The sequence below is a fragment of the Streptomyces sp. NPDC024698 genome, assembly GCF_055559015.1.
In genome coordinates, this window is sequence record NZ_JBVHLK010000008.1 from 105,266 (window position 1) to 129,592 (window position 24,327).

Consider the following 24,327-nt stretch of genomic DNA (forward strand, 5'->3'; position numbering starts at 1 on the left):
CCGTCGCCAGCAACCGGGTCTTTCCATGTTCGGAATCCCGAACAATATCAATCGCCTTACCCACGGCCCGAGTTGCTTCCCGAACGCAACAGAAGCGGCCCGTCGGCGCCGGCGCTCCGCGCGAATTCCGCGATCGCCGAGTACGCCCCCGAATCCCCCGTCGTGCGCTGCCGGGGCGTCTCGCACTCTCCCGGGTCGTCCTCCGCGTCCACCGCGCAGTCCATCTGCACCGTGCGGCCGTCAGGTCCCATCAGCGTCAGGGCAGAGCTCAGCGAGTCGCCGGTCGCGTTGCGGTAGTAGGTGCGCGCCCAGGTCTCCCCGCCCCGCGTCAGGACACAGGTCTGCGCCTCGACGCCGTCGGGCGAGGAGAGCTCGGGGCCGCACCGGGCGGCGGTCACGAGACCGAGGCCGAGCGCCGGGACGGAGCGCCGGGGCGCGGGCACCCGCGGGCGGTCGTCCGCCGGCTCCTTCCCGCGTCCTGCCGCGGAACCGCCGTCGCCCACCGGGCCGGCCGAGGCCACCGCCAGCGGCAGGGCGAGGACGGCCACCACGGCTCCCGCGAGCGCCACCAGGCGGACTGTGCGGGGGTCCGGACCGCCGCCCGGCGCCGTTGCGGCCCGGTACCCCCCGGAATGACGCTGCATAGGCGGACGATAACGAGCGCGGGCGGGCGCCCGGCCCGCCGCGCGCTGGACGCCCCTACAACTCGGGCGCGCTCACACCCGTACGAGTGAGTGCCTCGACGACGGCATCCACCACGGCCTCCACGCCGGGCACCCAGGGGGCGGCCGAACCGGGCAGCGGAGCGCGCTCCCAGCGGATCTGGCCCTGGCCCGTCTCGGACGGCGGCAGCGCGATGTAGCCGCCCTCGCCGTGGAAGCGCAGGGAACCGGGGACGAAGTCCTTGGCGTAGAGCAGTTCGCCGAGCTGCTCCATGGAGTACGGGGCGACGAGGATCGCCCAGCGGGAGGGGGACGCGACGACCGGGCCGAGACGCATCCCGGTGCGGTCGAGGGCGTCGAGCGCGCGGGCCGCCGCGAGAGCGGGCAGGCTCACCGCGCACGGGGCGCCGCCACCGGTGGCCAGCACCACGGGGGCGGAGGGCCGGTTGGTCCACCACCAGCGCACCATGCGCTCGTCCGTGGTGGCCGCGAGGAGGCCGGGATCGAAGGGATGGGCGCCCGGCACCGTGCACTCCGGGTCGGGGCAGCCGCAGCGGGCGCGCCCCTGCGGGTCGGCCGCCACACCCGGCAGGACGGGCCACCGCCATGCGGCCGCGAAGGTCAGGGCCGCGCTGAGCATCTCAGGCTTCCCGTCGTTCCGCCTGGACAGGAGCCTGCGTCGCCTTCCGAGGATCTCGCGCATGAGCGCTCGTTCCTTTCCGTTGCACGCCTGGCAACACCGAGGATCACATCACACCATGTGTCGATCACTTCACTGTGCGTACCTGCTGGCGCATCACACCCCTGCTGGAGACAAGGGGAACCCCTCTGGGCCGAGCATGTGGCTGTGTCCGCGCCCATACCGCGTACATCCAAAGCATGGGCATGGCGTGGGGTGGCGGCGCCTGGCGTTTTACGTCCCGCGTATTGCTAGCCGCCTCCGCCACGGGAGGATGGGGCACGGTCGTCGGTGGTTAAGACGCCCGGGTCCGTCGCCAGGTTCCGGGCGGATCTCAACCACCCCTGGCCTTCACCGAGTACGTACCCATCACGACCGCTGTGACGCTCCGTCGAACGAGGCCAGTCGACCTCAATAAGCCGTTGCCCGAGTCAGTTTTAGGCCAATTTTGATTTCCCGCAAGGGTTACCACCGGTCGCACGGACACCAGGAATCCCGGCAGGACAATGCTGGACATCCCCTCACGAGTACGTGTACATGTGGAGACACCGCTAGCGGCGCAGAACGACATGGGGGTTTGCGATGCTATGGAGCAATACGCACCGGTCGGAAGGCCGGACGTCATGAACGCCCCTCACCTTCCGAAAGTGGCCGGAATCGATTCAACGGTTCCGTCGCCCGCACACACTGTCGCGCCCGCGCCCGCTCCCACGGGCGGCTCTTCTGCCGTCCCGCCGACAGGCCCAGGGGCCGCGCTCCAGGACCGCCTCGCGGGCTGGGTCTCGGACCTGACCACGCTCCACGAACTCACCGAGCGCCTCGCGGGCACCGCGACGCTGAGCGACGCGCTCCAGGAACTGCTGCGCGCCGGAGCCGCCCTCGTGGGCGCCCGGCGCGGTCTGGTCGTCATGGAACCTGGCGACGGACTCGGCCCCGACACCACGATCGGCCTCGGCCTCGCCCGTGCCGACCTCGGACACATCGAGACGGTGCCGCGCAGCTCCATGTCGTACGGGAAGATCCTTGACGGACTGCCGGGCGGCGAGGGCGAGATCAGCCAGCCGGACCTCCTCTCGGAGGACGGCCTCGACCCGCGCCACCGCGAGGTCGCCGCCCGCCTCGGCTACGCCGCCAGCTACGCGCTGCCGCTGTCCACCGAGACGGCGGGACGTCTCGGCGCCGCCGTGTGGCTCTACGACGAACCCGCCGAGCCGGTGGAACGCCAGCGCCACCTCGTCGGCCACTACGCCCGCTACGCCGCGGAGCACCTGGCGCGGCTGCTGGAGCTCGAACGCGCGCGGGCGTGCGTCACGACGATGTCCGAGGAACTGCTTCCCCCGCGGCTGCCCCGGGTACCGGGCGTCCAGCTCGCCGCCCGGCACCGCACCGGCCCGCGCGGCGGCGGCGACTGGTACGACGCCCTGCCGCTGCCCGACGCGGCGCTCGGCCTCGCGGTCGGCTCCGTCACCGGCTCGGGCCCCAGCGCGGTCGCCGCCATGGGCCGGCTGCGGGCCTCCCTGCGCGCCTACGCCGTCATGGAGGGCGAGGACCCGGTCGCCGTCCTCTCCGACCTCGAACTGCTGCTGCGGCTCACCGAACCCGCGCGCTCCGCCACCGCCCTCTTCGCCTACTGCGAGCCCTCCCTGCGCAAGCTCACGCTGGCCGGCGCCGGACACAGCCCGCCCCTGGTGATCGGCCCGCGGCGCACCGAGTTCGTGGAGACCTCCCTGTCCGCGCCGCTGGGCATGCTCGCCTGCTGGGAGGCGCCGAGCGTCGAACTGACGGCCGAGCCGGGCGAGACGGTGCTCCTCTACACCGACGGCCTGCTGCACCGCACCGGCGACCCGATGGACCGTGCCTTCGCCCGGCTGCACGCGGCGGCCGCGAGCGTCCCGAGGGCGCTGCGCGAGGATCCGGGCGCGATCGCCGACCACGTGCTGCGCGGGGTGCTGCCGGACGGCCTCGACGAGGCGGACAGCGACGAGGACGTCGTCCTCCTGGCGGCCCGCTTCGAGTGAGCGGGCTCTTATCTGGTGTAACGGGTCCTCCGGCCCTGGACCCCCTTCAGTACGACCGTACGATGGGGTGGTCCAAAGTCGTATGAAGGAGGCAGACCGTGTCGGAGGCGCTCACCCCGGAGACCCCGGAAGCCGTGCTCGACGAAGCCGCTGACGAAGCGGGCGAGGAAGAGCCCATCAAGCAGCGCAAGAACGGCCTGTACCCGGGCGTGTCCGACGAGCTCGCCGACAGCATGAAGTCCGGCTGGGCCGACACCGAGCTGCGGGGCCTCACGCCCATCGCCCAGGCCGAGTACACCGCGGCCCGCCGCGCCGCGCTGTCCGCCCGCTTCCCGGGCGAGCGCCTGGTGATCCCGGCCGGCAACCTGAAGACCCGCTCGAACGACACGGAGTACCCCTTCCGCGCCTCGGTCGAGTACGCCTACCTCACCGGCAACCTCACCGAGGACGGCGTCCTCGTGCTGGAGCCGGCCACCGAGGGCCACAAGGCGACGATCTACCTGCTGCCGCGCTCCAACCGCGAGAACGGCGAGTTCTGGCTGTCCGGACAGGGCGAGCTGTGGGTCGGCCGCCGTCACTCCCTGACCGAGGCCGAGCAGCTGTACGGCATCCCCGCGTCCGACGTCCGCGAACTGCCGGCCGCGCTGAAGGAGGCCACCGGCCCCGTGCGCGTCGTGCGGGGCTACGACGCCGCGATCGAGGCCGCGCTGACCGACAAGGTCACCCGCGAGCACGACGACGAGCTGCGTGTCTTCCTGTCCGAGGCACGGCTCGTCAAGGACGAGTTCGAGGCCGGCGAGTTGCAGAAGGCCGTCGACTCCACCGTGCGCGGCTTCGAGGACGTCGTGAAGGTCCTGGACAAGGCCGAGGCCACCAGCGAGCGCTTCATCGAGGGCACCTTCTTCCTGCGCGCGCGGGTCGAGGGCAACGACATCGGCTACGGCTCCATCTGCGCCTCGGGACCGCACGCCTGCACGCTGCACTGGGTGCGCAACGACGGCCCGGTCCGCTCCGGCGATCTGCTGCTGCTGGACGCGGGCGTCGAGACCCACACCCTCTACACCGCGGACGTCACCCGCACGCTGCCGGTCGACGGCACGTACACGGAGATCCAGAAGAAGATCTACGACGCCGTGTACGACGCCCAGGAGGCCGGTATCGCGGCCGTCCGGCCGGGCGCCAAGTACCGCGACTTCCACGACGCCGCACAGCACGTGCTGGCCGAGCGGCTCGTCGAGTGGGGGCTCGTCGAGGGCCCCGTCGAGCGGGTCCTGGAGCTCGGTCTCCAGCGCCGCTGGACCCTGCACGGCACCGGCCACATGCTCGGCATGGACGTCCACGACTGCGCCGCCGCGCGCACCGAGTCGTACGTCGAGGGCACGCTGGAGCCGGGCATGTGCCTGACCGTCGAGCCGGGCCTGTACTTCCAGGCGGACGACCTGACCGTGCCGGAGGAGTACCGCGGCATCGGCGTCCGGATCGAGGACGACCTCCTGGTCACCGAGGACGGCAACCGGAACCTGTCGGCCGGCCTGCCGCGCCGCTCCGACGAGGTCGAGGCCTGGATGGCGTCCCTCAAGGGCTGACTCCGGGCCCGCGAGGGCTGATCCGCGTCCGGTGGCCGGGTTCCCTTCGGGGTGCCCGGCCACCGGTGTGTCCGGGGAGTGGGAGCCGGCCGGTGCCGGAGCGGACCTGAACGGGGTGTCACCGGAGCGGACCTGGACGGGGTGTCAGAGGGGTGCGACCGGCAGGGCGTCCACGAACAGCGCGCCCGCGAGCAGGGCTCCGCTGCCCCGGGGGCTCCACCCGCGCGCGTGCAGGTCGTCGTCGAGGGCGGCCAGGCCCGCCCGCCCCGCCTCCGTGGCCGTGCCCCCCGCTTCGAGGACCTCCCGGGCGCCGGTCTGGACATGGCGCAGGCCATGGGGTCCCGCCGTGTACAGCAGCTCGGTGTCCTGGAGCGTGGACATGATGGTGAGCAGGGCGTCGAGGCGGGCGCACGGTTCGGGCGCGCCGGCCGAGCGGGCGGCGGTGAGCGCCTCCAGCGCCCTGCGCACATGCGGGAATCCGGCACGTGCCTCACCGCGCGCACCGGCCGCGCCGTACCGCACTGAGACGGACGAGCCGCGGGAGGGCCGCCGCGGCGCCCGCCGGTCGGCGTGCGCCGCGATCCGCTTGGCCGTCGCGGTGACCTCGGGTCCGGCGGCCCCGGGGTCCAGGGCCGCGGCGGCGACCAGCAGCCCGAGCGACCACAGCGCGCCGCGGTGTCCGCCGCCCGTCAGGGCCACGGTGTGCTCGGCGCAGCGGCCGATCGACCCCAGTTCCGCGCGGAGTGCGGGCGTGGCCCCGCCGGTGCGGCGGGCGGCGGCGGCCATGGCGGCTAGGCCGGGTGCCAGTGCCTTCGCGGACCAGCGCAGGGCTCGCAGATCCCGCCGGGTGACCCGGGCGCGGAGGTCACGGGGGTCGGGCAGTCCGGGTTTGGGGGTCAGCTCCAGCTGCCGGATCAGCGCCTCCACCGCCGCCCTGGCCAGCGCCTCGTCGTCCTGGCGGCCGCTCATCGACGTACCCCTCCCCTGCGGACACCGGCGGTGCGGGCGGCGGAGCCGCGGCCGGGCGTGTGCGAGGGAACGTAGACCTGCCGGCCCTGAGGAACCTGGGCGAGCGCTGTCACCGGCCTGTGAAAGGTCCCGGCCTCCCGCTCGTCAGACCGGCAGCAGCGAGGGGACCGTCCGCCACTTGAGGATCTTGTCGAAGCTCACCACCGCGCCGCCGCGCCCCGGCTTGTTACCGATGTGGACGTGGTCGGCGAGCTCGCGGATCAGGCACAGTCCCCGGCCGTGCTCCGCGTCCTCGCCTGCTTGGCGCAGCAGGGCGCGGCCGTTCCCGGCCGGGAAACCGGGGCCGGAATCGGCGACCTCGATCCGGCACTGGTCGCCTTCGAGATAGGCCGTCACGCGGTACGCCCCGCAGGAAGGGTCGCGTACGTCGTCCCCGCCGTGCTCGACGGCGTTCGCGCAGGCCTCGGTGAGAGCGACGGAGAGGTCGTACGAGATGTCCGGGTCGACACCGGCGCTCTCCATCGTGCCGAGCAACAGGCGTCTGGCGAGCGGAACACTCGCAGCCTCGCGCCGCAGATGGAGTGACCACCAGATGCTCATGCTCCAGCCTCCCGGCCGCGGCTCGACATACCGTTACGTATTGCCGCAACGACCCGTGCGCAATCGCATACGCGACGTGATGCCGCCCATACGGCCGACGCGCTCACCCGAGGGAGCGGTGTATGCGGGAGCGATCAAGGCCCGAACGTCGGCCCTTCGGGCGTACCCCGTACGGAGGACGGGCCGGTCACCGCCGTCCGTCCGACCTGCCGCACGGCGCGGCGGGGCCCAGTGCGATGATGACCCCGCCATGACTGCCCCCCACCAGCGTTCGGCGCGCTCCGGAGCAGGTCTCCGGACCCTGAGGGCCGCGGTGTTCGCCGCGGTCTGCGTCGTGCTGGCCGCGGCCGGTCACGGGATCGCCTCCTGCGCCGTGGTCCCCCTGTGGACGCTGGGCGCCGGATTCCTCGCGGTCTTCGCCGTCGCCGCCGCGCTGGCGGGCCGCGAACGGGCGCTGCCGGGCATCGTGGCCCTGCTCGCGCTCGGCCAGACGGTGCTGCACACGCTGTTCGGTCTGGGACTCCAGGCCTCCACGACGGCCACCGGGTCCATGGGCGCGATGGCGCCGGGGATGCCGATGTCCGACGCCACGCTGGTGGCCCGCGCCGCCCGGCTGGTGTGCGGTACGGCCGCGGCGGCGATCAGCCCCGAGCAGGCCATGAAGATCCTCGCCGACGCGCGGATCGACACGGGCATGCCGGGGATGGCGGGCATGTCGTCCATGCGCCACGCCGCGGACGCCGTACCGACGGCCGCGGGCACGCCGATGCCGGTGCTGCCCTCCCTGCCGATGCTGCTCGCCCACGTGCTCGCGGCCCTCGCCGCCGGATGGGTACTGCGTCACGGCGACCTGGCCCTCCTGCGCCTCATGCGGCTGTCGGCGCACGGAGTCACCGAAGCGGCGCTCGTACGGTCCCTGCGCGCCGCGCTGACCCTCGTACGCGCCCTGCGTACGGGACTTCCCGGGGCGCCCGAGATCGCGCGCACGCCTCGCACCGCGCTGCTCGCGCCCCTCGCCCCACGGACGACGGCCCTTCAGCACACCGTCGTCCGGCGCGGACCACCCGCCTCCACCGCGTTCGCCCTCGTCGCCTGACACGACGCGCCGCTTCACGGAGATCCACCGGACGCCCCGGTCCCCGAGTCCTCGACTCCGCGGATCCGACGGGCTTCACGGAGCCTCCCGAGGGGGACGCGGTCGTGCCGCACGCGCGCGTGCCCGCCGGGTCTCGCCCGGCACCCTTCCGCCCCCGTTCCGCGGGGCACCGGGGCACCCGCGCGTCCCCTTCGTCACCGGACTGAATGTGGAGTGTTTCCTTCCATGAAGGTTTCTCGTCTCGCCGCCGCCGGCACCCTCGCCGCCACGGCCGTTCTCGCCCTGTCCGCCCCCGCGTTCGCGCACGTCAGCGTGCAGCCCGAGGGCGTGGCCGCCAAGGGCGGCTACACGGTCGTCGACTTCAAGGTGCCCAACGAGCGCGACAACGCCTCGACCACCCAGGTCGAGGTGAACCTGCCGGCCGACCACCCGCTGGCCTCCGTCATGCCGCAGCCGCTCGACGGCTGGACCGTGAAGGTCACCAAGTCCAAGCTCGACAAGCCGGTCACCGCGCACGGGGAGAAGATCGGCGAGGCCGTCACCAAGGTCACCTGGACCGCCGACGGCAAGGGCATCGAGCCCGGCTTCTTCCAGAAGTTCCCGCTCTCCATCGGCGCGCTGCCCGAGGACACCGACTCGCTCGTCTTCAAGGCCGTCCAGACGTACTCCGACAAGGAGATCGTGCGCTGGATCGAACCGCAGAAGGAGGGTGCGGAGGAGCCCGAGCACCCGGCTCCCACCCTCGCGCTCTCGGCCGCGACCGAGGGCGGCCACCACGGCTCCGCCGCCGCGGAGGACGCCTCCCACACGGAGGAGACCGCCGAGCACACCAGCGAGGCCGCCGCGGGCGACAACAGCGACACCACCGCGCGGGTGCTCGGCGGCGTGGGCATCGCCGTCGGCCTGGCGGGCGTGGCGTACGGCGTTCTGGCCGGCCGGCGGCGTACCAACGCCTGAGGTCCCGGCATCCGCCTGAGGTACCGAGACACACACGCTCCCGGTGGACACCGGAGGGTCGCGGACGCGGCTCTCCGGACCGGCCGGACCGGCTCCGGCTGGTCCGACCTGGCCCTTCGGCCCCGCCCGACCCCCGGTGTCCGCCGGAGCGCTCACATCTGGGACATTTTTCTATGCGCAAGAAGACGTACGTGGCGGCCGCCCTGTTCGCCGCCACCGCACTGACCCTCTCCGCCTGTGGCAGCGGTGACGACGGCGCCGAGCCGGCCGCCGTCGTGTCCGCCGAGGCCGGCTCCGCCAAGGCCGCCACGGTCCTCGACAACCCGTTCGAGAAGCCGGACCTCGTCCTCACCGACACGACCGGCAAGAAGTACGACCTGCGCGCGCGGACCAAGGGCAGGCCGACGCTCGTCTACTTCGGCTACACGCACTGCCCCGACGTCTGCCCCTTGACGATGAACAACCTCGCCGTCGCCAAGAAGCAGCTGCCGAAGGCCGAACAGGACAAGCTGCGCGTCGTGTTCGTGACCACCGACCCGGCCCGCGACACCCCGGCCGCGCTCGGCACCTGGCTCAAGGGCATCGACCCCGACTTCATCGGTCTGACCGGCGACTTCGCCGCGATCCAGGCCGGTGCCCGCAGCCTGGGCATCACCATCGAGCCGACGACCAAGGACAAGAACGGCAAGACCGTCTCCGTGCACGGCACCCAGGTCATCGCCTTCTCGCCGAAGACCGACGCGGGCTATGTGCTGTACGGCGAGAGCGCCACCGTCGACGACTACACCAAGGACCTGCCCAAGATCGTCGAGGGGAGGACCCCGTGATCCGCCGTACGGGCCGCCGCGCCGGAGTCCTCGCCGCCTGCTCCCTCGTCGTGGCCGCCGCCGGCACCCTCACGGGCTGCGGCGCGGACGGTTCCTCCTCGTCCCCGGCCGCGCCCGAACTCAAGGTCACCGGCGCCTACATGCCCGCCCCGAGCATGGGCACGATGGCGGCGGGCTTCTTCACCGTCACCAACTCGGGGGGCGCCGACACCCTCACCTCCGTCACCAGCGACCTCTCGGACGAGGTGACGATGCACGCCACCGTGGACGGCGCGATGGAGGAGCGGACGTCGTTCACCGTGCCCGCCGAGGGCACCCTGGACTTCGCCAGCGGCGGCGACCACCTCATGTTCGCAAAGCTCACCCACAAGCCCGGACCGGGCGAGAAGGTGTCCGTGGAACTGCATTTCGCCAAGTCCGGCACCGTCAGGATCTCCATGCCGGTGAAGCCCGCGACGTACAGCCCGAAGACCGGGCACTGAGGGAGGCATCACCGTGAAACCGACCATCGCCCCCCGCCTCAGGACCCTCCTGCTGCTGTTCCTCGCCGTCTGCGGCGCGCTCCTGGCGGGCGCCGCGCCCGCCTCCGCGCACGCCGCCCTGACCGGGAGCAACCCGACGCAGGGATCGGTGGTCGACACGGCACCCGCCCAGGTCTCGCTCACCTTCTCCGAGCAGGTCTCGCTCAACGGCGAGTCGCTCCAGGTGCTCGACCCCAAGGGCGACCGGGTCGACGCCGGGGGCGCCGCCGACCTCGGCGGCGACACCTACGGCCTCAAGCTGCGCCCCGGGCTGCCCGACGGCACGTACACCGTCACCTACCAGGTGGTGTCGGCGGACAGCCACCCCGTCTCCGGAGCCTTCACCTTCTCCGTCGGCGCCCCCTCTCAGACCTCCGTCGCGCTGACCGGCCAGGCCGTGGGCGGCGGCGTGGTGGGCTTCCTCTACGGAACCGCGCGCTACTTCTCGTACGCGGGATTCATGGTGCTCGTCGGCGGCGCCGCCTTCGTGCTGGCCTGCTGGCAGCGGGGCTCGGGCATCCGTCCGGTGCAGCGGCTCGTGGTCGGCGGCTGGCTCGCCCTGACCGGCGCGACCCTCTCCCTGCTGCTCCTGCGCGGTTCGTACGTGGGGTCGGGCAAGGTCGGCGACATCTTCGACCTGAACCTGCTCGGTGAGGTGCTCCAGACCAAATCGGGCGCGGCGCTGGTGTCGAGGCTGCTGCTGCTCGCCGCGGCCGCGCTGTTCATCGCGGTGCTCTTCGGCGCGTACGCGAAACGCGACGAGGACGACCGGGCGGCCGGCGCGGACCCGGCGGACGGCGCACCGGCCCAGACTCCGGACACCGCCGAGGACGGCGAGGCCCGGGGCACGAACACCGGGGACCCGGCCGCCGGACCCGAGGACCTGGCCGCCGAGAAGAACGACCTCACCTTCGGGCTCGCCGTCGGCGGCACGGTCGTCGCGGCCGGCCTCGCCGCCACCTGGGCCATGGCCGAACACGCCTCGACCGGACTCCAGCCGGGCATCGCGATGCCCGTGGACGTGCTGCACCTGCTGGCCGTCGCCTTCTGGCTCGGCGGTCTCTCGACGCTGCTGGTCGCCCTGTTCCGGGCTCCCGCCGAGGCCCCGATCGAGGTGGCGGCCGTACGCCGGTTCTCCCGCCTCGCGTTCGGCTCCGTCCTCGTCCTGGTCGCGACCGGGATCTACCAGTCGTGGCGGCAGCTCGGCTCCTGGTCCGCGATCACCGGCACCTCGTACGGACAACTGCTGCTCGTCAAGGTCGCCCTGGTGGCCGTCCTCGTGGGCATCGCGTGGATCTCACGGCGCTGGACGGCCCAGCTGGCCGAGCCGGCGGTCGCCGAGGCCGCCGTCGTGGTGGAGCGGCGCTCCGAGGTGCGGACACCCGCCGCCGTCGTGGAGCGCTCCGAGGTGCGGACACCCGCAGGCGTCCCCGCCGACTCCCGGCGCGCCGCCCAGCTCGCCCGGCAGCAGGCGGCCGTGGACTCCACCCGCGACAAGCGGGTCCGGGACGCCGACCCGCAACGCTCGGGCCTGCGCCGCTCGGTGCTAGCCGAGGCCGGGGTCGCCGTCGTGCTGCTCGCGGTCACGACCGTGCTCACGGCCACCGAGCCGGGACGTACGGCGGAGGAGGCCCGGCAGGCCACCGCGTCCGCCTCGCGGCGCTCCGGACCGCTGTCCCTGAAGATGCCCTTCGACACGGGCGGCGAGGACGGCAAGGGAACGGTGGAGGTCACCCTCGACCCGGCCCGCGTCGGCGGCAACCAGATGCACGTCTTCGTGCTCCGGCCGAACGGCAAGGCCTTCGACGTGCCGGAGGTGAAGGTCGCCTTCACCCTCACCGCGAAGAACGTCGGCCCGCTGCCCGTGGCCCCCGACCGGATCGCCACCGGGCACTGGGCGGCGAGCGGCGTGCAGATCCCCATGGCGGGCGACTGGAAGATCGCGGTGACCGTGCGCACCTCCGACATCGACCAGGCCACCGTGAACAAGACCGCGCAGATCGGCTGAACCAGACCATGCCCGAGCAGTCCACCCCGGGGACCACCGGACCCGGGACCCCCTCGCCCTCCACCCGCAAGGCCTCGTCCGCCCTGGCGTCCCCCGCCGCGAGCTCGTCCGGCGATTCCCCGCAGGGGGTCATGTCACGGCGCCGCCTGCTGGGAACGGCGGGGGCCACCGGGCTCGCGCTCGGAGCCGCGGGGGCGGCCGTGGGGTACGCGGCGGCCCCCTCTCCCGCGGAGACCGTCCCGCTGACCTCCGTCGGCGCGGACATGGCAATGTTTCACGGGAAACATCAGCCGGGCATCACCGACGCCCTCCAGGCGAGCGGCCATCTCGTCGCCTTCGACCTGGCGGCGGGCTCGGGCCGCCGGGAGGCCGCCGCACTGCTGCGCCGCTGGTCGGATACGGCCCGCCGGCTGATGGCGGGCGAGGCCGCGGCCCACGGGGACACGGATGTCGCACGGGACGCCGGCCCGTCCTCCCTCACCGTCACCTTCGGCTTCGGACACGGCTTCTTCGCTCGTACGGGCCTGTCGAAGCAGCGCCCGGTCGCCCTGGACCCGCTGCCCGACTTCTCCTCCGACCGTCTCGACAAGGCCCGCAGCGACGGCGATCTGTGGGTGCAGATCGGCGCCGACGACGCCCTGGTCGCCTTCCACGCCCTGCGCGCGATCCAGAAGGACGCCGGCTCCGCGGCGCGTGTGCGCTGGCAGATGAACGGCTTCAACCGCTCGCCGGGAGCCACCGCCGCGCCGATGACCGCCCGCAATCTGATGGGCCAGATCGACGGCACCCGCAATCCGAAGCCGTCCGAGCCCGACTTCGACGGACGGATCTTCGTCCCCGCCTCCGGCACCCCCGCATGGATGGCGAACGGCTCCTACGCCGTCGTCCGCCGCATCCGGATGCTTCTCGACGACTGGGAGAAGCTCTCGGGCACGGCCCAGGAGGACGTCATCGGGCGCGGGAAGTCGACCGGGGCGCCCCTCAGCGGCGGCACCGAGACCACCGCGATGGACCTGGACAAGACCGACGCCGACGGCAACCTGGTGGTGCCCGTCAACGCGCACGCCCGCATCACCCGGCCCGACCAGAACGGCGGCGCCGCCATGCTGCGCCGCCCGTTCTCCTTCCACGACGGCATCGCAGCCGACGGGACGCCCGACGCCGGTCTGCTCTTCGTGTGCTGGCAGGCCGACCCGGTGCGCGGGTTCGTCCCCGTCCAGCGCAAGCTCGACCGCGGCGACGCGCTCTCGACGTTCATCCGCCACGAGTCGAGCGGCCTCTTCGCGGTGCCGGGCGGCGCGGCGGAGGGGGAGTACGTGGGGCAGCGACTGCTGGAGGGGTGACGGACCGCGCACCGGACGGAAACGGTGCGCACCGCCGCACCGCCGCACCGCCGCACCGCCGCACCGGGATGCGTGCCGGGTTCGCGGGTACGGACACCGGTGTCCGTACCCCGCTCCGTACCGCGGTATCGGGCTCCGTATCGGCCCGGGGGCCGGGGGCCCGCGAGCGTCGGGCGCGTCGGGCGAGGCCCATTAGGGTGACGGTATGTCGGCGACGCGCTACACCTATCTCGGCCCCGAGGGTACGTTCACCGAGGCCGCCCTTCGCACGCTTCCCGAGGCCGCGACGCGGGAGCTGGTCCCCATGGTGTCCGTCCCGGCCGCGCTCGACGCGGTCCGCGGCGGCCAGGCCGCGGGCGCGCTCGTCCCGATCGAGAACTCGGTCGAGGGCGGTGTCACCGCCACTCTCGACGAGCTGGCCAAGGGCGACCCGCTGATGATCTACCGCGAGGTCGTGCTGCCGATCGCCTTCGCCCTGCTGGTCAGGCCCGGCACTGCGTTGAAGGACGTCAAGACGGTCACCGGGCACCCGGTCGCCCAGCCCCAGGTCCGCAACTGGCTGGCCGCGCATCTGCCGGACGCCCTGTGGGAGTCGGCGGCCTCGAACGCGGACGGCGCCAGGCTGGTCCAGGAGGGCCGTTACGACGCGGCCTTCGCCGGCGAGTTCGCCGCGGCCACCTACGGCCTGGAACCGCTGGTGACCGAGATCCACGACGCGGCGAACGCCGAGACCCGCTTCGTGCTGGTCGGCCGCCCGGCCCGGCCCGCCGCTCCGACCGGCGCCGACAAGACGTCCGTCGTCATCTGGCTCGGCGACGACCACCCCGGAGCGCTGCTCGAACTGCTCCAGGAATTCGCCGTGCGCGGCGTCAACCTGATGCGGATCGAATCCCGCCCGACCGGCCAGGGCATCGGCAATTACTGTTTTTCGGTGGACGCCGAGGGACACATCACCGACCGCCGGGTGGGCGAGGCGTTGATGGGACTCAAGCGGATCTGCCCCCAGGTGCGCTTCCTCGGTTCGTACCCGCGTGCCGGTGTCGCACTGGAGGACGTACGGCCGCTGCGGCCCGGTACGTCGGACACCGAATTCTCCGCGGCCTCGGACTGGCTGGCGCGCTGCGCCGACGGCCGGTTCTGAACGGCGGCTCCACACCCGTCCGAGCGGTTCCCCCAGGTCCCGCCTGCCGATGTCCTTCATCCACAAAGTTATCCACAGGCTTGCTTCTCGACCTGGGGACAAGTCGACAACGAAGCGCTACATCATCGACAAATCGGCTACTCGACCCAAGTCCATCCACACCCTCGCACGTCCCTCTTCGTCTACCCTTTTCCCTTGATCAACCCGATGGAGCGAATCGTTTACACCCGAAAGTGGACGTACGGAGGGTTTGAACCGGGAATTCCTCGGCCGACGAAGAGGGATCGGAATGATCAATTCCGACATCCACAGATCTTCCACACAGCCTGTGGATAACTAGCACGGGGGGTCGATCCCTGTGGACAACCCGTCCCGCAAGTCCCGCCCCGCACAAGGAAATCCGGTCAACCGATGAAGCGCCGTCTGCCCCGTTTCAGGGAGTAGGCCCCTTTTCCTTGACGTCCTTCGGTGATCAAGGGATTCGGTCCGGCATTTCACTCATACCGTGACAGCGGTCACGCTCTGGAATATCGGGTCGTTGGGCGGAAGCGGGCACCGGTAGCCTTGTGGGGTGATTGACCTTCGCCTGCTCCGTGAGGACCCCGACCGTGTTCGCGCCTCCCAGCGCGCCCGTGGAGAGGATGTCGCGCTCGTCGACTCCCTTCTCTCCGCCGACGAACGGCGCAGGTCGTCCGGCGTCCGCTTCGACGAGCTGCGTTCCGAGCAGAAGTCGCTCGGAAAGCTGATCCCCAAGGCCTCCCCCGAAGAGCGGGCCGAACTGCTCAAGAAGGCCGAGCAGCTCAAGACCGACGTCAAGGCCGCCGAGGCCGAGCAGAACGACGCGGACGAGGAGACCAAGCGGCTCCTCCTCCAGCTCGGCAACCTGGTGCACCCGGACGTCCCGGTCGGCGGCGAGGAGGACTTCGTCGTCCTGGAGACGCACGGGACCATCCGCGACTTCGCCGCCGAGGGCTTCGAGCCCAAGGACCACCTGGAGCTCGGCGAGGCCCTGGGCGCCATCGACGTCGAGCGCGGCGCCAAGGTCTCCGGCTCGCGCTTCTACTACCTGACCGGCGTCGGCGCGCTCCTGGAGCTCGCCCTCGTCAACGCGGCGATCGCGCAGGCCACGGAGGCCGGCTTCACGCCGATGCTGACGCCGGCGCTGGTCCGCCCGCGCGCCATGGAGGGCACCGGCTTCCTCGGCCAGGCCGCCGAGAACGTGTACCACCTGGAGAAGGACGACTACTACCTGGTCGGCACCTCCGAGGTCCCCCTCGCCGCGTACCACATGGACGAGATCCTCGACGCCGACAAGCTGCCGATGCGCTACGCCGGCTTCTCGCCGTGCTTCCGCCGCGAGGCGGGCACCTACGGCAAGGACACCCGCGGCATCTTCCGCGTGCACCAGTTCGACAAGGTCGAGATGTTCTCGTACGTCGACCCGGCGGACGCCGAGAACGAGCACCGGCGGCTCCTGGACTGGGAGAAGCAGTGGCTGACCGGCCTCGAACTGCCCTTCCAGGTGATCGACGTGGCCAGCGGCGACCTGGGCTCCTCGGCCTCCCGCAAGTTCGACTGCGAGGCGTGGATCCCGACCCAGGGCAAGTACCGCGAGCTGACCTCGGCCTCCAACTGCGACGGCTTCCAGGCCCGCCGGCTGTCCGTCCGGATGCGCGACGGCAAGAAGGTCCAGCCGCTCGCCACCCTGAACGGCACGCTGTGCGCCGTCCCGCGCACCATCGTCGCGATCCTGGAGAACCACCAGCTCGCCGACGGTTCCGTCCGGGTTCCCGAGGTGCTGCGGCCCTACCTGGGCGGCCGCGAGCTTCTGGAGCCGATCTCCAAGTGAGCAGCGCCACCGGTTCGACGGGACCGTCCCCGGCCGCGGAGCCGGGGGCGTTCCCGTACAGGCTCGTCGCGACCGATCTCGACGGGACGCTGCTGCGTTCCGACGGGACGGTCTCGCCGCGCACACGTGAGGCGCTCGCCGCGGTGACCGAGGCGGGCGCGGCCCACATCGTCGTCACCGGGCGCGCGGTGCCCTGGACGCGGCACATCCTGGACGAGCTCGGCTACGAAGGCCTCGCGGTCTGCGGTCAGGGCGCGCAGGTCTACGACGCGGGGCAGCACCGGCTGCTCACGTCGGTGACCCTGGACCGGCAGCTGGCCGGTCTGGCGCTCGCCAAGATCGAGGCGGAGGTGGGTCCGCTGCTGCTGGCCGCGAGCCGCGACGGGCTCGACGGTGAGGTGCTGGTGGGTCCCGGCTACCGCAGGCTGGAGGGCTCGCTCCCGGTCGTCCCGCTCAGGAGTGCGGCGGACCTCTGGTCTGCCCCGCTGAACAAGGTCTACATCCAGCACCCGACGCTCTCCGACGACGAGCTCGCGGGCACGGCCGAGAAGGTCGCGGGCGGGCTCGTCGGGGTGACGATGGCCGGCGCTGGGATCGTGGAGCTGCTGCCCCTCGGTCTCTCCAAGGCGACGGGACTGTCTCTTGCGGCCCGGCGCCTGAAGATCAAGGCGGCCGAGACCATCGCCTTCGGCGACATGCCCAACGACCTCCCGATGTTCGCCTGGGCGGCCCGCTCGGTGGCCATGGCCAACGCCCACGACGATCTCAAGGCGATCGCGGACGAGGTGACGTCCTCGAACGAGGAGGACGGGATCGCGGTCGTGCTGGAACGGTTGCTGACGCGCTCGTAGCGCGGGTGCGGGGAACGGTTCGCGCCGCTCGTGCTCGTGGCGCGCTTTTCTCATGTCGCGTGCGGAGGATGCGCGGATCGAACGCGCGCGGGGTTTCACCCCCGACCACGGCTTAGCAAGCCGGTGCCTTTCCACTCGGCCAATCCTCCGGGTGGGCGGCCCGCGCGGTGACGCGCGCTCGAAGCGGCCGCCCCGGGCAACTCCCCCTGCGAGCGGGGTTCGACGGAGGGTAGTGACTACTCCGGAACCCGCTGCGGGCTGCCCTGTCGGGAGCTCGACGAACTGCTCCTGATGAACATCGTCGCGCTCCTCTCCCAGCGTGTGGCGCCGGCTCGACGCGGCGGCGTGGACACAACCACTGTGCCCGTACGCCGACTTGGGCGCCACTGATTAAAGGGCGGGCCGACCCGGGCTCACTTGCGGCGCCATCTGCGCCGGCGCGCCTTGCTGAAGAACCAGCCGGCGGGCGGCTCCTCGGAGCGCCAGGGCTGTGGATCGGGGCCGCCCTCACGCCATCGCGCGGCGAGCATGCGCGCGCGGGCCGACGGCTCGGTCGTCTCCGCGGAGCGTATGAAGTTCTCGTCGAGCACGAGGTCGTCCCACGGCTCCCCCGCCGTGTCCCCGACCCCGTCCCCGGTCCTGGCTCCACGCCCGGCGGGTCCATCGACGGGTCCGTCCCCGGCCCGGTCCCGGCCGTCGCCCCGTGGTTCCTCGGTCGCCATCCCCGTTCCTCCCGGCCGTGCGTCCCCGTTCGCCCAGTGTGCCCGGGCCGGGATGAAGCCGCTGTCAAGAAAAAGGGGGCTCCCGCGCGCGTGCCGCCCACCAGACGGCACGCGCGCGGGAAGCCGCTCACTCCTCGCCGGCCAGCGTCAGCGACCGCAGCCGCTGCCCCGCGTACCAGGTGGCGAGGACGGTCACCACGACCAGCAGGACCGTCGCGGTCGGCAGGCTCACGTCCGAGGTGACGATGTCGCCGCCGGTCACCTTGTGGCCCACGGCGAGCGCCCACTGCTGGACGCTGAGCGTGCGCGCGCCGGACACCAGGGACCCGAACAGGGCCTCCCAGACGAGCGCGTAGACGAGTCCGAAGACCACCGCGTGCCGGGTCACGGTCCCGAGGAGCAGGAACATCGCGGCGTAGGCGATCGAGGCGACCAGGGCGGCCACGGTGTAGGCGACGGCGATCTGCTGGCCGTTGCCGTTCAGGATCATGCCCGCGATGAAGGTCGGCAGCGCCGAGAAGGCCATGGTGACGGCGATCGCGACGATCAGCTTGGTGAAGATGATCGTGGGCCGCTTCAGGGGCTTGGCCAGCAGATACACCACCGAGCCGTCGTCGATCTCGGGCCCGATCGCGCCCGTGCCGGCGATCACGCCGATGATCGGCACCATGGTGGCGAGCGCGAACCCGCCGAGCAGGTCCGAGGCCACCTGGTCGTCGGCTCCGGAGAAGCTCCGGACGGCCAGGGAGATCACGATGAGCAGGACGGGCAGGATGCCCAGGATGAGGGCCCGGCGGCGGCCGAGCAGGCCCCGGTAGGTGAGCCGGGCGACTGTGGGGTCGTACATCTTGGGCCTCCTACGCCGCGACGAGATACGAGAAGACGGATTCGAGCGACTCGTCGGACGGTGACACCGTCAGCAGCCGGATGCCGTGGTCGCGGGCGACCTTCGGCAGCAGGGCCGTGAACCGGCCGAAGTCGACGGCCTGGATGCGCAGCGCGCCCTCGGCGAGGTCGACCTCGATGCCGGAGGTCGACGGATCGGCGATGAGCGCGGCCGCCAGCGCCCGGTCGTCGCTGGAGCGGACCAGATAGCGGTGCGGGCGGTCGGTCATCAGCCGGCGGATGCGCCGGAAGTCACCGCTCGCCGCGTGCCGTCCGGCGACGATCACCTCGATGTGGGCGGCGAGCTGCTCCACCTCTTCGAGGATGTGGGACGAGAACAGCACGGTGCGGCCCTCGTCGCCCATGCGCCGCAGCAGGTCCATGAGCTGCATGCGCTGGCGCGGGTCCATGCCGTTGAACGGCTCGTCGAGCAGCAGCAGCGAGGGTTCGTGGACCAGCGCGGACGCCATCTTCACGCGCTGGCGCATGCCCTTGGAGTACGTGGAGATCTTGCGGTCCTGCGCGTACTCCATCTCGACGGTGGCCAGCGCACGGTCGGCGGCCTTCGGGCCCAGTCCGTGCAACTCGGCGTTGGCGAGGACGAATTCGCGTCCGGTCAGGAAGTCGTACATCGCCTCGCGCTCGGGGACGATGCCGATGTGCCGGTAGATGTCCTCGTTGCGCCAGGTCGGCTTGCCGTCGAGGGTGACGGTGCCGGTGGAGGGGGCGAGGAAGCCGCCCATCATGTTGATGAGGGTGGACTTGCCGGCGCCGTTCGGGCCGAGGAGTCCGGTGACGCCGGGGCCGATCGTCATCGTGATGTCGTTGACCGCCACCACGTTGCCGAACCAGCGTGAGACGTGGTCGATGGTGAGCGTGGTCACAGCCCGGCCTTTCGGTAGCGGCGCATCAGGAGGCCGTAGCAGCCCGCGATGAGACCCAGGACGACGGCCAGGTAGACGACGCCCTGCGCGGACGAGGGGCCCACCTGGCCCGGGAAGGCGGAGGAGGCGCCCAGGAAGGCCGTCTGGACTCCGTCGATGAGGGTGATCGGCGAGAAGAGGCCGAGCCAGGGGACGGCTCCGCTGCTGGACCGCTCGAAGGCGATGGCCTGGACGGTGGAGACCGCTCCGTAGGAGATGGTCAGGGCGGCGATGACGGCCGCGATGCCGAAGCCGCGGCGCGGGGTGATCGCCGAGATGACCAGGGCGACGCCCGCGAAGAGCAGCGACAGCAGTGCCACGGAGGCCAGTCCCTGTCCGAAGCCCTTGGACTGGTCGGCGAAGTCGAGCTTGGCCAGCAGCGCGCCCACGTAGAGGACGATCAGCGGGGCGGCCGTGAGGATGAACAGCGCCGAGGCCAGGGCCGCGTACTTGGCGCGGACGTAGTCGGCGGTCTCGATGGGGCGCGAGAAGTACAGCGGGATGGTCTTGAAGCGCAGGTCCCGCGAGACCGCCTGGGGCCCCTGGGAGGCGACGTACAGGCCGATGACCGCCTGCATGATCACCGCGTAGCGCGTGTAGTCGACGGGCAGGTCCTTCGCCTTGGTGGCGACGGCGACGGCCACCATGATCAGCGCGGGGACGCACATGACCACGAAGAGCAGCATGGGCAGGACCTTGGACTTGACCGAACGGCCGAGTCCGTAGGCACCGCGCAGGGACTGCGAGTAGAGGGAGCGGCGGGCGTAGGCGCGGCCGAGGCGCGGGCCGTCGTAGTTGCGGTAACCGATGTTGTGGATACGGGTCTGCTCACCCGGCTGGGTGAGGGGGTGCTCAACTGCCATGGCCGACCGCCTCCTTCCGCTGGGCGTCGCTCTCGGTGAAGACCTCGGCGATGTGGTGTCTGCGCTGTTCCATGCGGACCAGCCCGAGGCCGAGGTCGGCGACCACGTCGCGGACGAGGTCGTAGGTGTCCTCGCTCTCGGCGGTGAGCAGCAGGATGTGTCCCGCGCCCGGGAGTCCGCCGCCCTCGTGGGTCTCGATCCCCCGCGCGTGGAGCACCTCGCGGACCGCGCCCGTGCCGTCCGGGTGCTGGTCGCTGTCGGTGACCTCGACGGCGAGGGTGGTGGTGGTCTTGGTGAAGTCCGTGGTGGAGCTGGAGCGCAGCAGCTTGCCGCCGTCGACGACCACGACGTGGTCGCAGGTGCGCTCCAGTTCGCCCAGGAGGTGGGAGGTGACCAGGACCGAGATGCCGAAGTCCGTGTGGATGCGCCGGATCAGTCCGAGCATGTCGTCGCGGCCGACGGGGTCCAGGCCGTTGGTCGGTTCGTCCAGGAACACCAGCTGCGGGTCGTGGACGAGGGCCTGCGCGAGTTTGACGCGCTGCTTCATGCCGGTCGAGTAGCCGCCGATGGGGCGGTAGCGCTCCTCGTAGAGACCGACGTGGCGCAGGGTGTCCGCGGTGCGCTCGCGGGCGGCGGCCGGCGGCAGCCCGGACATCCGCGCCATGTGGACGACGAACTCGGTGGCCGAGACGTCGGGCGGCAGGCAGTCGTGCTCGGGCATGTACCCGACCCGCTCGCGGATGGCGGCGCCCTCGGTGGCGACGTCGAGGCCGAGCACATGTGCGCGGCCCTCGGTGGCGGGGGACAGACCCAGCAGGATCTTGATCAGTGTGGACTTGCCGGCTCCATTGGCTCCGACGAGTCCGGTCACACCGGGCCCGACGTCCACGGAGAGCCGGTCAAGCGCGGTCACCCTGGGGTACCGCTTACTCAGGCTTTCGGTCGCGATCACAGTCACGTTTCGACGGTAGTGGCGCACCCCACACGGGTCGTCAGCCCACGGAGGTGGATCCGCGTCAGCCTCCAGGCGTACGGGCCCGTAGGGGTCACCCTCAGGTACGGGGACCGGCGGGCGGGCCGCGCCGGGTCGCCGGCGACCGGTTGTCCACAGCCGGACACGGGCCTATTGACGCAGCCTCTAACAACTGTCACATTCGCCGGTGTCACGTTGCGAGCACGTACCGCGGTCGGTGCGGACAGGTGGGGCGGTGGCATGACGACGGCCATGACAGGCGAACTCGCGGTGGAACTGCGGGGGTTCAAAGAGGTGCAGCGGCTCGCGTACGCCTGCGCGGAGGCGGTCGCGGCGCAGCTGGAGCCGGGCGTCACCGAGCGGGAGGCGGCGCGCACGCAGCGGGTGTGGCTGCGTGAGCGCGGGGTGCGGGACTGGTTCCATCTGCCGTTCGCCTGGTTCGGCGACCGCACGGCCTTCGCCGGTTTCCGGATCCCGTTGCAGTTCTTCCCCACGGACCGCCGGCTGGAGCCGGGGATGCCCTTCATCCTCGACATGGCGCCGGTGTACAAGGGCTTCACCGCGGACATCGGCTACTCGGGCTCGCTCGGGCCGAACCCCGTCCAGGACAGACTGCTCGCCGATCTTCAGGCGCACCGCGAGCTGATCCTGCGCGAGGTGCGCGAGCGCCGGTCCCTGCGCGAGATCTACGAGGACGTGGACCGGCTGATGGTGCGCCAGGGCTGCGCCAACCGGCACCGCGCGTATCCCTTCGGGGTGATCGCGCACAAGGTGGACCGGGTGCGGGAACGGCCCTGGTCACCGCGGCTGTTCGGGTTCGGCGTCCAGTCCCTGAAGGGGCTGGCGGGCGACGCGCTGCGCGGGCACCGGGAGGGCTGGTCCCCGCTGTGGTCGCCGTACACCTTCTCCGACCACCCGCCCCGGCCGGGGCTGTGGGCGGTCGAACCGCATCTCGGATTCCGGGGTACGGGCGCGAAGTTCGAGGAACTCCTGGTGGTCACCGACTCCAGGGACCCCGAGGAGAGCGCGTTCTGGCTCGACGACGATCTGCCGCACGCGCGGCGCTGGGCGGAGGACAAGTGAGTCTCGTGGGGGCGCGCGAGCGCCGGGTGCGGACGGGCGGGATCGAGCTGTGCGTCGCCGAGCTGGGTGACGAGAGGCAGCCGACCGTGGTGCTCGTCCACGGCTATCCGGACTCCAAGGAGGTGTGGTCCGAGGTCGCCGTGCGGCTCGCCGACCGCTTCCATGTCGTGCTGTACGACGTACGGGGGCACGGCAGGTCGACGGCGCCGCGGCCGCTGCGCGGCGGGTTCACGCTGGAGAAGCTGACCGACGACTTCCTCGCGGTGATCGACGCGGTCAGCCCCGGTGAGCCGGTGCACCTCGTGGGCCACGACTGGGGTTCGGTGCAGTCGTGGGAGTTCGTCACGGTCGCTCGCACGGAAGGCCGGATCGCGTCCTTCACCTCGATGTCGGGGCCCTCCCTTGACCACTTCGGCCACTGGATCAAGCGGCGGATGCGCCGGCCCACCCCGCGAAGGGTCGGCCAGCTCCTCGGCCAGGGCGCCAAGTCCTGGTACGTGTACCTGCTGCACACGCCGGTGCTGCCCGAACTGGCCTGGCGCGGCCCCCTGGGCAAGCGGTGGCCGAAGATCCTCCAGCGGCTGGAGAAGGTGCCCGCGGGCGACTATCCGACCCCCTCGCTGCCCTCCGACGCGGCGCACGGAGCGTGGCTCTACCGCGACAACGTACGGTCCCGGCTCGGCCGGCCCCGCGAGGACGCGTACGCCCACGCGCCGGTGCAGCTCATCACTCCCCTCGGCGACGCGTTCCTCTCCGAGCGGCTCTACGACGAGCTGGAGAAGTGGGCCCCCGACTCCGTACGCCGCACGCTCAGCGCCAAGCACTGGGTCCCGCGGACCCGGCCCGATCAACTGGCCTCCTGGATAGCGGAGTTCGTGACGGCCAACGCGGGCCGCGGGACCGGTGCGCCCGCGCCCGAGCCGGTCGCCACCGGAAAGTACGCGGACCGGTTCGGCGGACAGCTCGTGCTCGTCACCGGTGCCGGCAGCGGCATCGGGCGGGCCACCGCCTTCGCGTTCGCCGAGGCCGGCGCCCGGTTGGTGGCCGTGGACCGGGACGCGGAGGCCGCGGCCCGCACGGCGGAGATGTCCCTGCTGATCGGTTCGCCCGCGGCCTGGGCCGAGACGGCCGACGTGGGCGACGAGCAGGCCATGGAGAAGCTCGCCGACAAGGTCGCCGCCGAGTACGGCGTGGTGGACGTCCTGGTGAACAACGCCGGGATCGGGCTCTCCGGCTCCTTCCTCGACACCACGGCGGACGACTGGCGGAAGGTCCTCGACGTCAACCTGTGGGGCGTGATCCACGGCTGCCGGCTCTTCGGGAGGCAGATGGCCGAGCGCGGGCAGGGCGGCCACATCGTCAACATCGCTTCTGCGGCGGCGTACCAGCCCTCCAAGGCACTGCCCGCCTACAGCACCTCCAAGGCGGCCGTGCTGATGCTGAGCGAGTGCCTGCGCGCGGAACTGGCGGGCCGGGACATCGGCGTCTCGGCGATCTGCCCCGGCATCGTCAACACGAACATCACCTCGACCGCGCGTTTCGCGGGAGTCGACGCGGCCGAGGAGAAACGGCGCCAGAGGAAGTCGGCGCGGCTCTACGGGCTGCGCAACTACCCGCCGGAGAAGGTCGCCGACGCGATCCTGCGCGCGGTCGTCCGCGACGAGGCGGTGGTTCCGGTCACCCCCGAGGCGCGCGGCGTCCGCCTCCTCCAGCGGTTCGCGCCCGGGGCGCTGCGCGCGATCGCCCGCATGGAGCCACGCCTGTGAGGGAC

Annotated in this window: 22 protein-coding genes and 1 tRNA gene; 13 read left to right on the top strand and 10 right to left on the bottom strand. The window is 71.9% G+C overall.

Going from position 1 to position 24,327, the window contains the following annotated elements; translation table 11 throughout:
- Positions 1-56: 56 nt before the first annotated feature.
- Both ACZ4AA_RS20220 and ACZ4AA_RS20225 read right to left on the bottom strand, forming a co-directional pair.
- A complete protein-coding gene (locus ACZ4AA_RS20220) occupies positions 57-644 on the bottom strand; it encodes a hypothetical protein (RefSeq protein WP_467603630.1) in 588 nt (195 codons plus the stop codon).
- 55 nt (positions 645-699) lie between these two features.
- Positions 700-1,365, bottom strand: coding sequence for a bifunctional DNA primase/polymerase (locus ACZ4AA_RS20225; protein WP_467603633.1), 666 nt, complete (start codon positions 1,363-1,365; stop codon positions 700-702).
- A 482-nt stretch (positions 1,366-1,847) separates the two neighbouring features.
- Between ACZ4AA_RS20225 and ACZ4AA_RS20230 the strand changes: the two genes are divergently transcribed.
- Together ACZ4AA_RS20230 and ACZ4AA_RS20235 are read left to right on the top strand one after the other, a co-directional pair.
- On the top strand, positions 1,848-3,359 hold the full coding sequence (locus ACZ4AA_RS20230; RefSeq protein WP_467603637.1) for a PP2C family protein-serine/threonine phosphatase: 1,512 nt from the start codon (positions 1,848-1,850) through the stop codon (positions 3,357-3,359).
- Positions 3,360-3,457: 98 nt separating this feature from the next.
- Positions 3,458-4,945, top strand: coding sequence for an aminopeptidase P family protein (locus tag ACZ4AA_RS20235; protein WP_467603641.1), 1,488 nt, complete (start codon positions 3,458-3,460; stop codon positions 4,943-4,945).
- Positions 4,946-5,089: 144 nt separating this feature from the next.
- On the opposite strand, the gene ACZ4AA_RS20240 is transcribed toward ACZ4AA_RS20235, so the two are convergent.
- Together ACZ4AA_RS20240 and ACZ4AA_RS20245 are read right to left on the bottom strand one after the other, a co-directional pair.
- Positions 5,090-5,914: a triphosphoribosyl-dephospho-CoA synthase gene (locus tag ACZ4AA_RS20240; RefSeq protein WP_467603647.1), complete on the bottom strand. Its 825-nt coding sequence runs from the start codon at positions 5,912-5,914 to the stop codon at positions 5,090-5,092.
- A 144-nt stretch (positions 5,915-6,058) separates the two neighbouring features.
- On the bottom strand, positions 6,059-6,514 hold the full coding sequence (locus tag ACZ4AA_RS20245; RefSeq protein ID WP_467603651.1) for an ATP-binding protein: 456 nt from the start codon (positions 6,512-6,514) through the stop codon (positions 6,059-6,061).
- 250 nt (positions 6,515-6,764) lie between these two features.
- On the opposite strand from ACZ4AA_RS20245, the gene ACZ4AA_RS20250 reads away from it, so the two are divergent.
- From ACZ4AA_RS20250 to ACZ4AA_RS20290, 9 genes are all read left to right on the top strand, one after another.
- Positions 6,765-7,610 (top strand): hypothetical protein, encoded by an 846-nt coding sequence (locus tag ACZ4AA_RS20250; RefSeq protein WP_467603655.1) that lies wholly within the window; start codon positions 6,765-6,767, stop codon positions 7,608-7,610.
- A gap of 225 nt (positions 7,611-7,835) precedes the next feature.
- Positions 7,836-8,567 carry a YcnI family copper-binding membrane protein gene (locus ACZ4AA_RS20255; protein ID WP_467603658.1) on the top strand — a complete coding sequence of 244 codons (732 nt, stop codon included), beginning with the start codon at positions 7,836-7,838 and terminating at the stop codon, positions 8,565-8,567.
- A 173-nt stretch (positions 8,568-8,740) separates the two neighbouring features.
- On the top strand, positions 8,741-9,394 hold the full coding sequence (locus ACZ4AA_RS20260) for an SCO family protein (protein WP_467603660.1): 654 nt from the start codon (positions 8,741-8,743) through the stop codon (positions 9,392-9,394).
- A complete protein-coding gene (locus tag ACZ4AA_RS20265; protein ID WP_467603664.1) occupies positions 9,391-9,876 on the top strand; it encodes a copper chaperone PCu(A)C in 486 nt (161 codons plus the stop codon). The genes ACZ4AA_RS20260 and ACZ4AA_RS20265 overlap by 4 nt, the downstream gene beginning before the upstream one ends.
- A 13-nt stretch (positions 9,877-9,889) precedes the next feature.
- Complete coding sequence (locus ACZ4AA_RS20270) at positions 9,890-11,923, top strand: copper resistance CopC/CopD family protein (RefSeq protein ID WP_467603668.1); 2,034 nt, start codon at positions 9,890-9,892, stop codon at positions 11,921-11,923.
- Between the two features lie 8 nt (positions 11,924-11,931).
- Positions 11,932-13,266 carry an iron uptake transporter deferrochelatase/peroxidase subunit gene (gene efeB / locus ACZ4AA_RS20275; protein ID WP_467603671.1) on the top strand — a complete coding sequence of 445 codons (1,335 nt, stop codon included), beginning with the start codon at positions 11,932-11,934 and terminating at the stop codon, positions 13,264-13,266.
- A 205-nt stretch (positions 13,267-13,471) separates the two neighbouring features.
- Positions 13,472-14,407, top strand: a complete 936-nt coding sequence (pheA, locus tag ACZ4AA_RS20280; RefSeq protein ID WP_467603675.1) for a prephenate dehydratase — start codon at positions 13,472-13,474, stop codon at positions 14,405-14,407.
- A 571-nt stretch (positions 14,408-14,978) separates the two neighbouring features.
- Complete coding sequence (serS, locus tag ACZ4AA_RS20285) at positions 14,979-16,256, top strand: serine--tRNA ligase (protein ID WP_467603679.1); 1,278 nt, start codon at positions 14,979-14,981, stop codon at positions 16,254-16,256.
- On the top strand, positions 16,253-17,107 hold the full coding sequence (locus ACZ4AA_RS20290; RefSeq protein ID WP_467603682.1) for an HAD family hydrolase: 855 nt from the start codon (positions 16,253-16,255) through the stop codon (positions 17,105-17,107). The genes serS and ACZ4AA_RS20290 overlap by 4 nt, the downstream gene beginning before the upstream one ends.
- A gap of 62 nt (positions 17,108-17,169) precedes the next feature.
- Here the strand turns inward: ACZ4AA_RS20290 and ACZ4AA_RS20295 are convergent.
- From ACZ4AA_RS20295 to ACZ4AA_RS20320, 6 genes are all read right to left on the bottom strand, one after another.
- Positions 17,170-17,256: transfer RNA gene (locus ACZ4AA_RS20295), tRNA-Ser, on the bottom strand.
- A gap of 264 nt (positions 17,257-17,520) precedes the next feature.
- Positions 17,521-17,829 (bottom strand): SGM_3592 family protein, encoded by a 309-nt coding sequence (locus tag ACZ4AA_RS20300; RefSeq protein WP_467603687.1) that lies wholly within the window; start codon positions 17,827-17,829, stop codon positions 17,521-17,523.
- Between the two features lie 127 nt (positions 17,830-17,956).
- The gene (locus ACZ4AA_RS20305) at positions 17,957-18,676 is read right to left on the bottom strand and encodes an ABC transporter permease (protein WP_467603689.1); all 720 of its coding nucleotides are present in this window, start codon (positions 18,674-18,676) and stop codon (positions 17,957-17,959) included.
- Positions 18,677-18,686: 10 nt separating this feature from the next.
- Positions 18,687-19,598 carry an ABC transporter ATP-binding protein gene (locus ACZ4AA_RS20310; protein ID WP_467603692.1) on the bottom strand — a complete coding sequence of 304 codons (912 nt, stop codon included), beginning with the start codon at positions 19,596-19,598 and terminating at the stop codon, positions 18,687-18,689.
- On the bottom strand, positions 19,595-20,500 hold the full coding sequence (locus ACZ4AA_RS20315) for an ABC transporter permease (RefSeq protein ID WP_467603695.1): 906 nt from the start codon (positions 20,498-20,500) through the stop codon (positions 19,595-19,597). Before ACZ4AA_RS20315 ends, ACZ4AA_RS20310 begins: the two co-directional genes overlap by 4 nt.
- Positions 20,490-21,452, bottom strand: a complete 963-nt coding sequence (locus ACZ4AA_RS20320; RefSeq protein WP_467604366.1) for an ABC transporter ATP-binding protein — start codon at positions 21,450-21,452, stop codon at positions 20,490-20,492. The genes ACZ4AA_RS20315 and ACZ4AA_RS20320 overlap by 11 nt, the downstream gene beginning before the upstream one ends.
- A gap of 261 nt (positions 21,453-21,713) precedes the next feature.
- Between ACZ4AA_RS20320 and ACZ4AA_RS20325 the strand changes: the two genes are divergently transcribed.
- Complete coding sequence (locus tag ACZ4AA_RS20325; RefSeq protein ID WP_467603697.1) at positions 21,714-22,556, top strand: M24 family metallopeptidase; 843 nt, start codon at positions 21,714-21,716, stop codon at positions 22,554-22,556.
- Complete coding sequence (locus ACZ4AA_RS20330) at positions 22,553-24,322, top strand: SDR family oxidoreductase (protein WP_467603702.1); 1,770 nt, start codon at positions 22,553-22,555, stop codon at positions 24,320-24,322. Before ACZ4AA_RS20325 ends, ACZ4AA_RS20330 begins: the two co-directional genes overlap by 4 nt.
- Positions 24,323-24,327 lie beyond the last annotated feature (5 nt).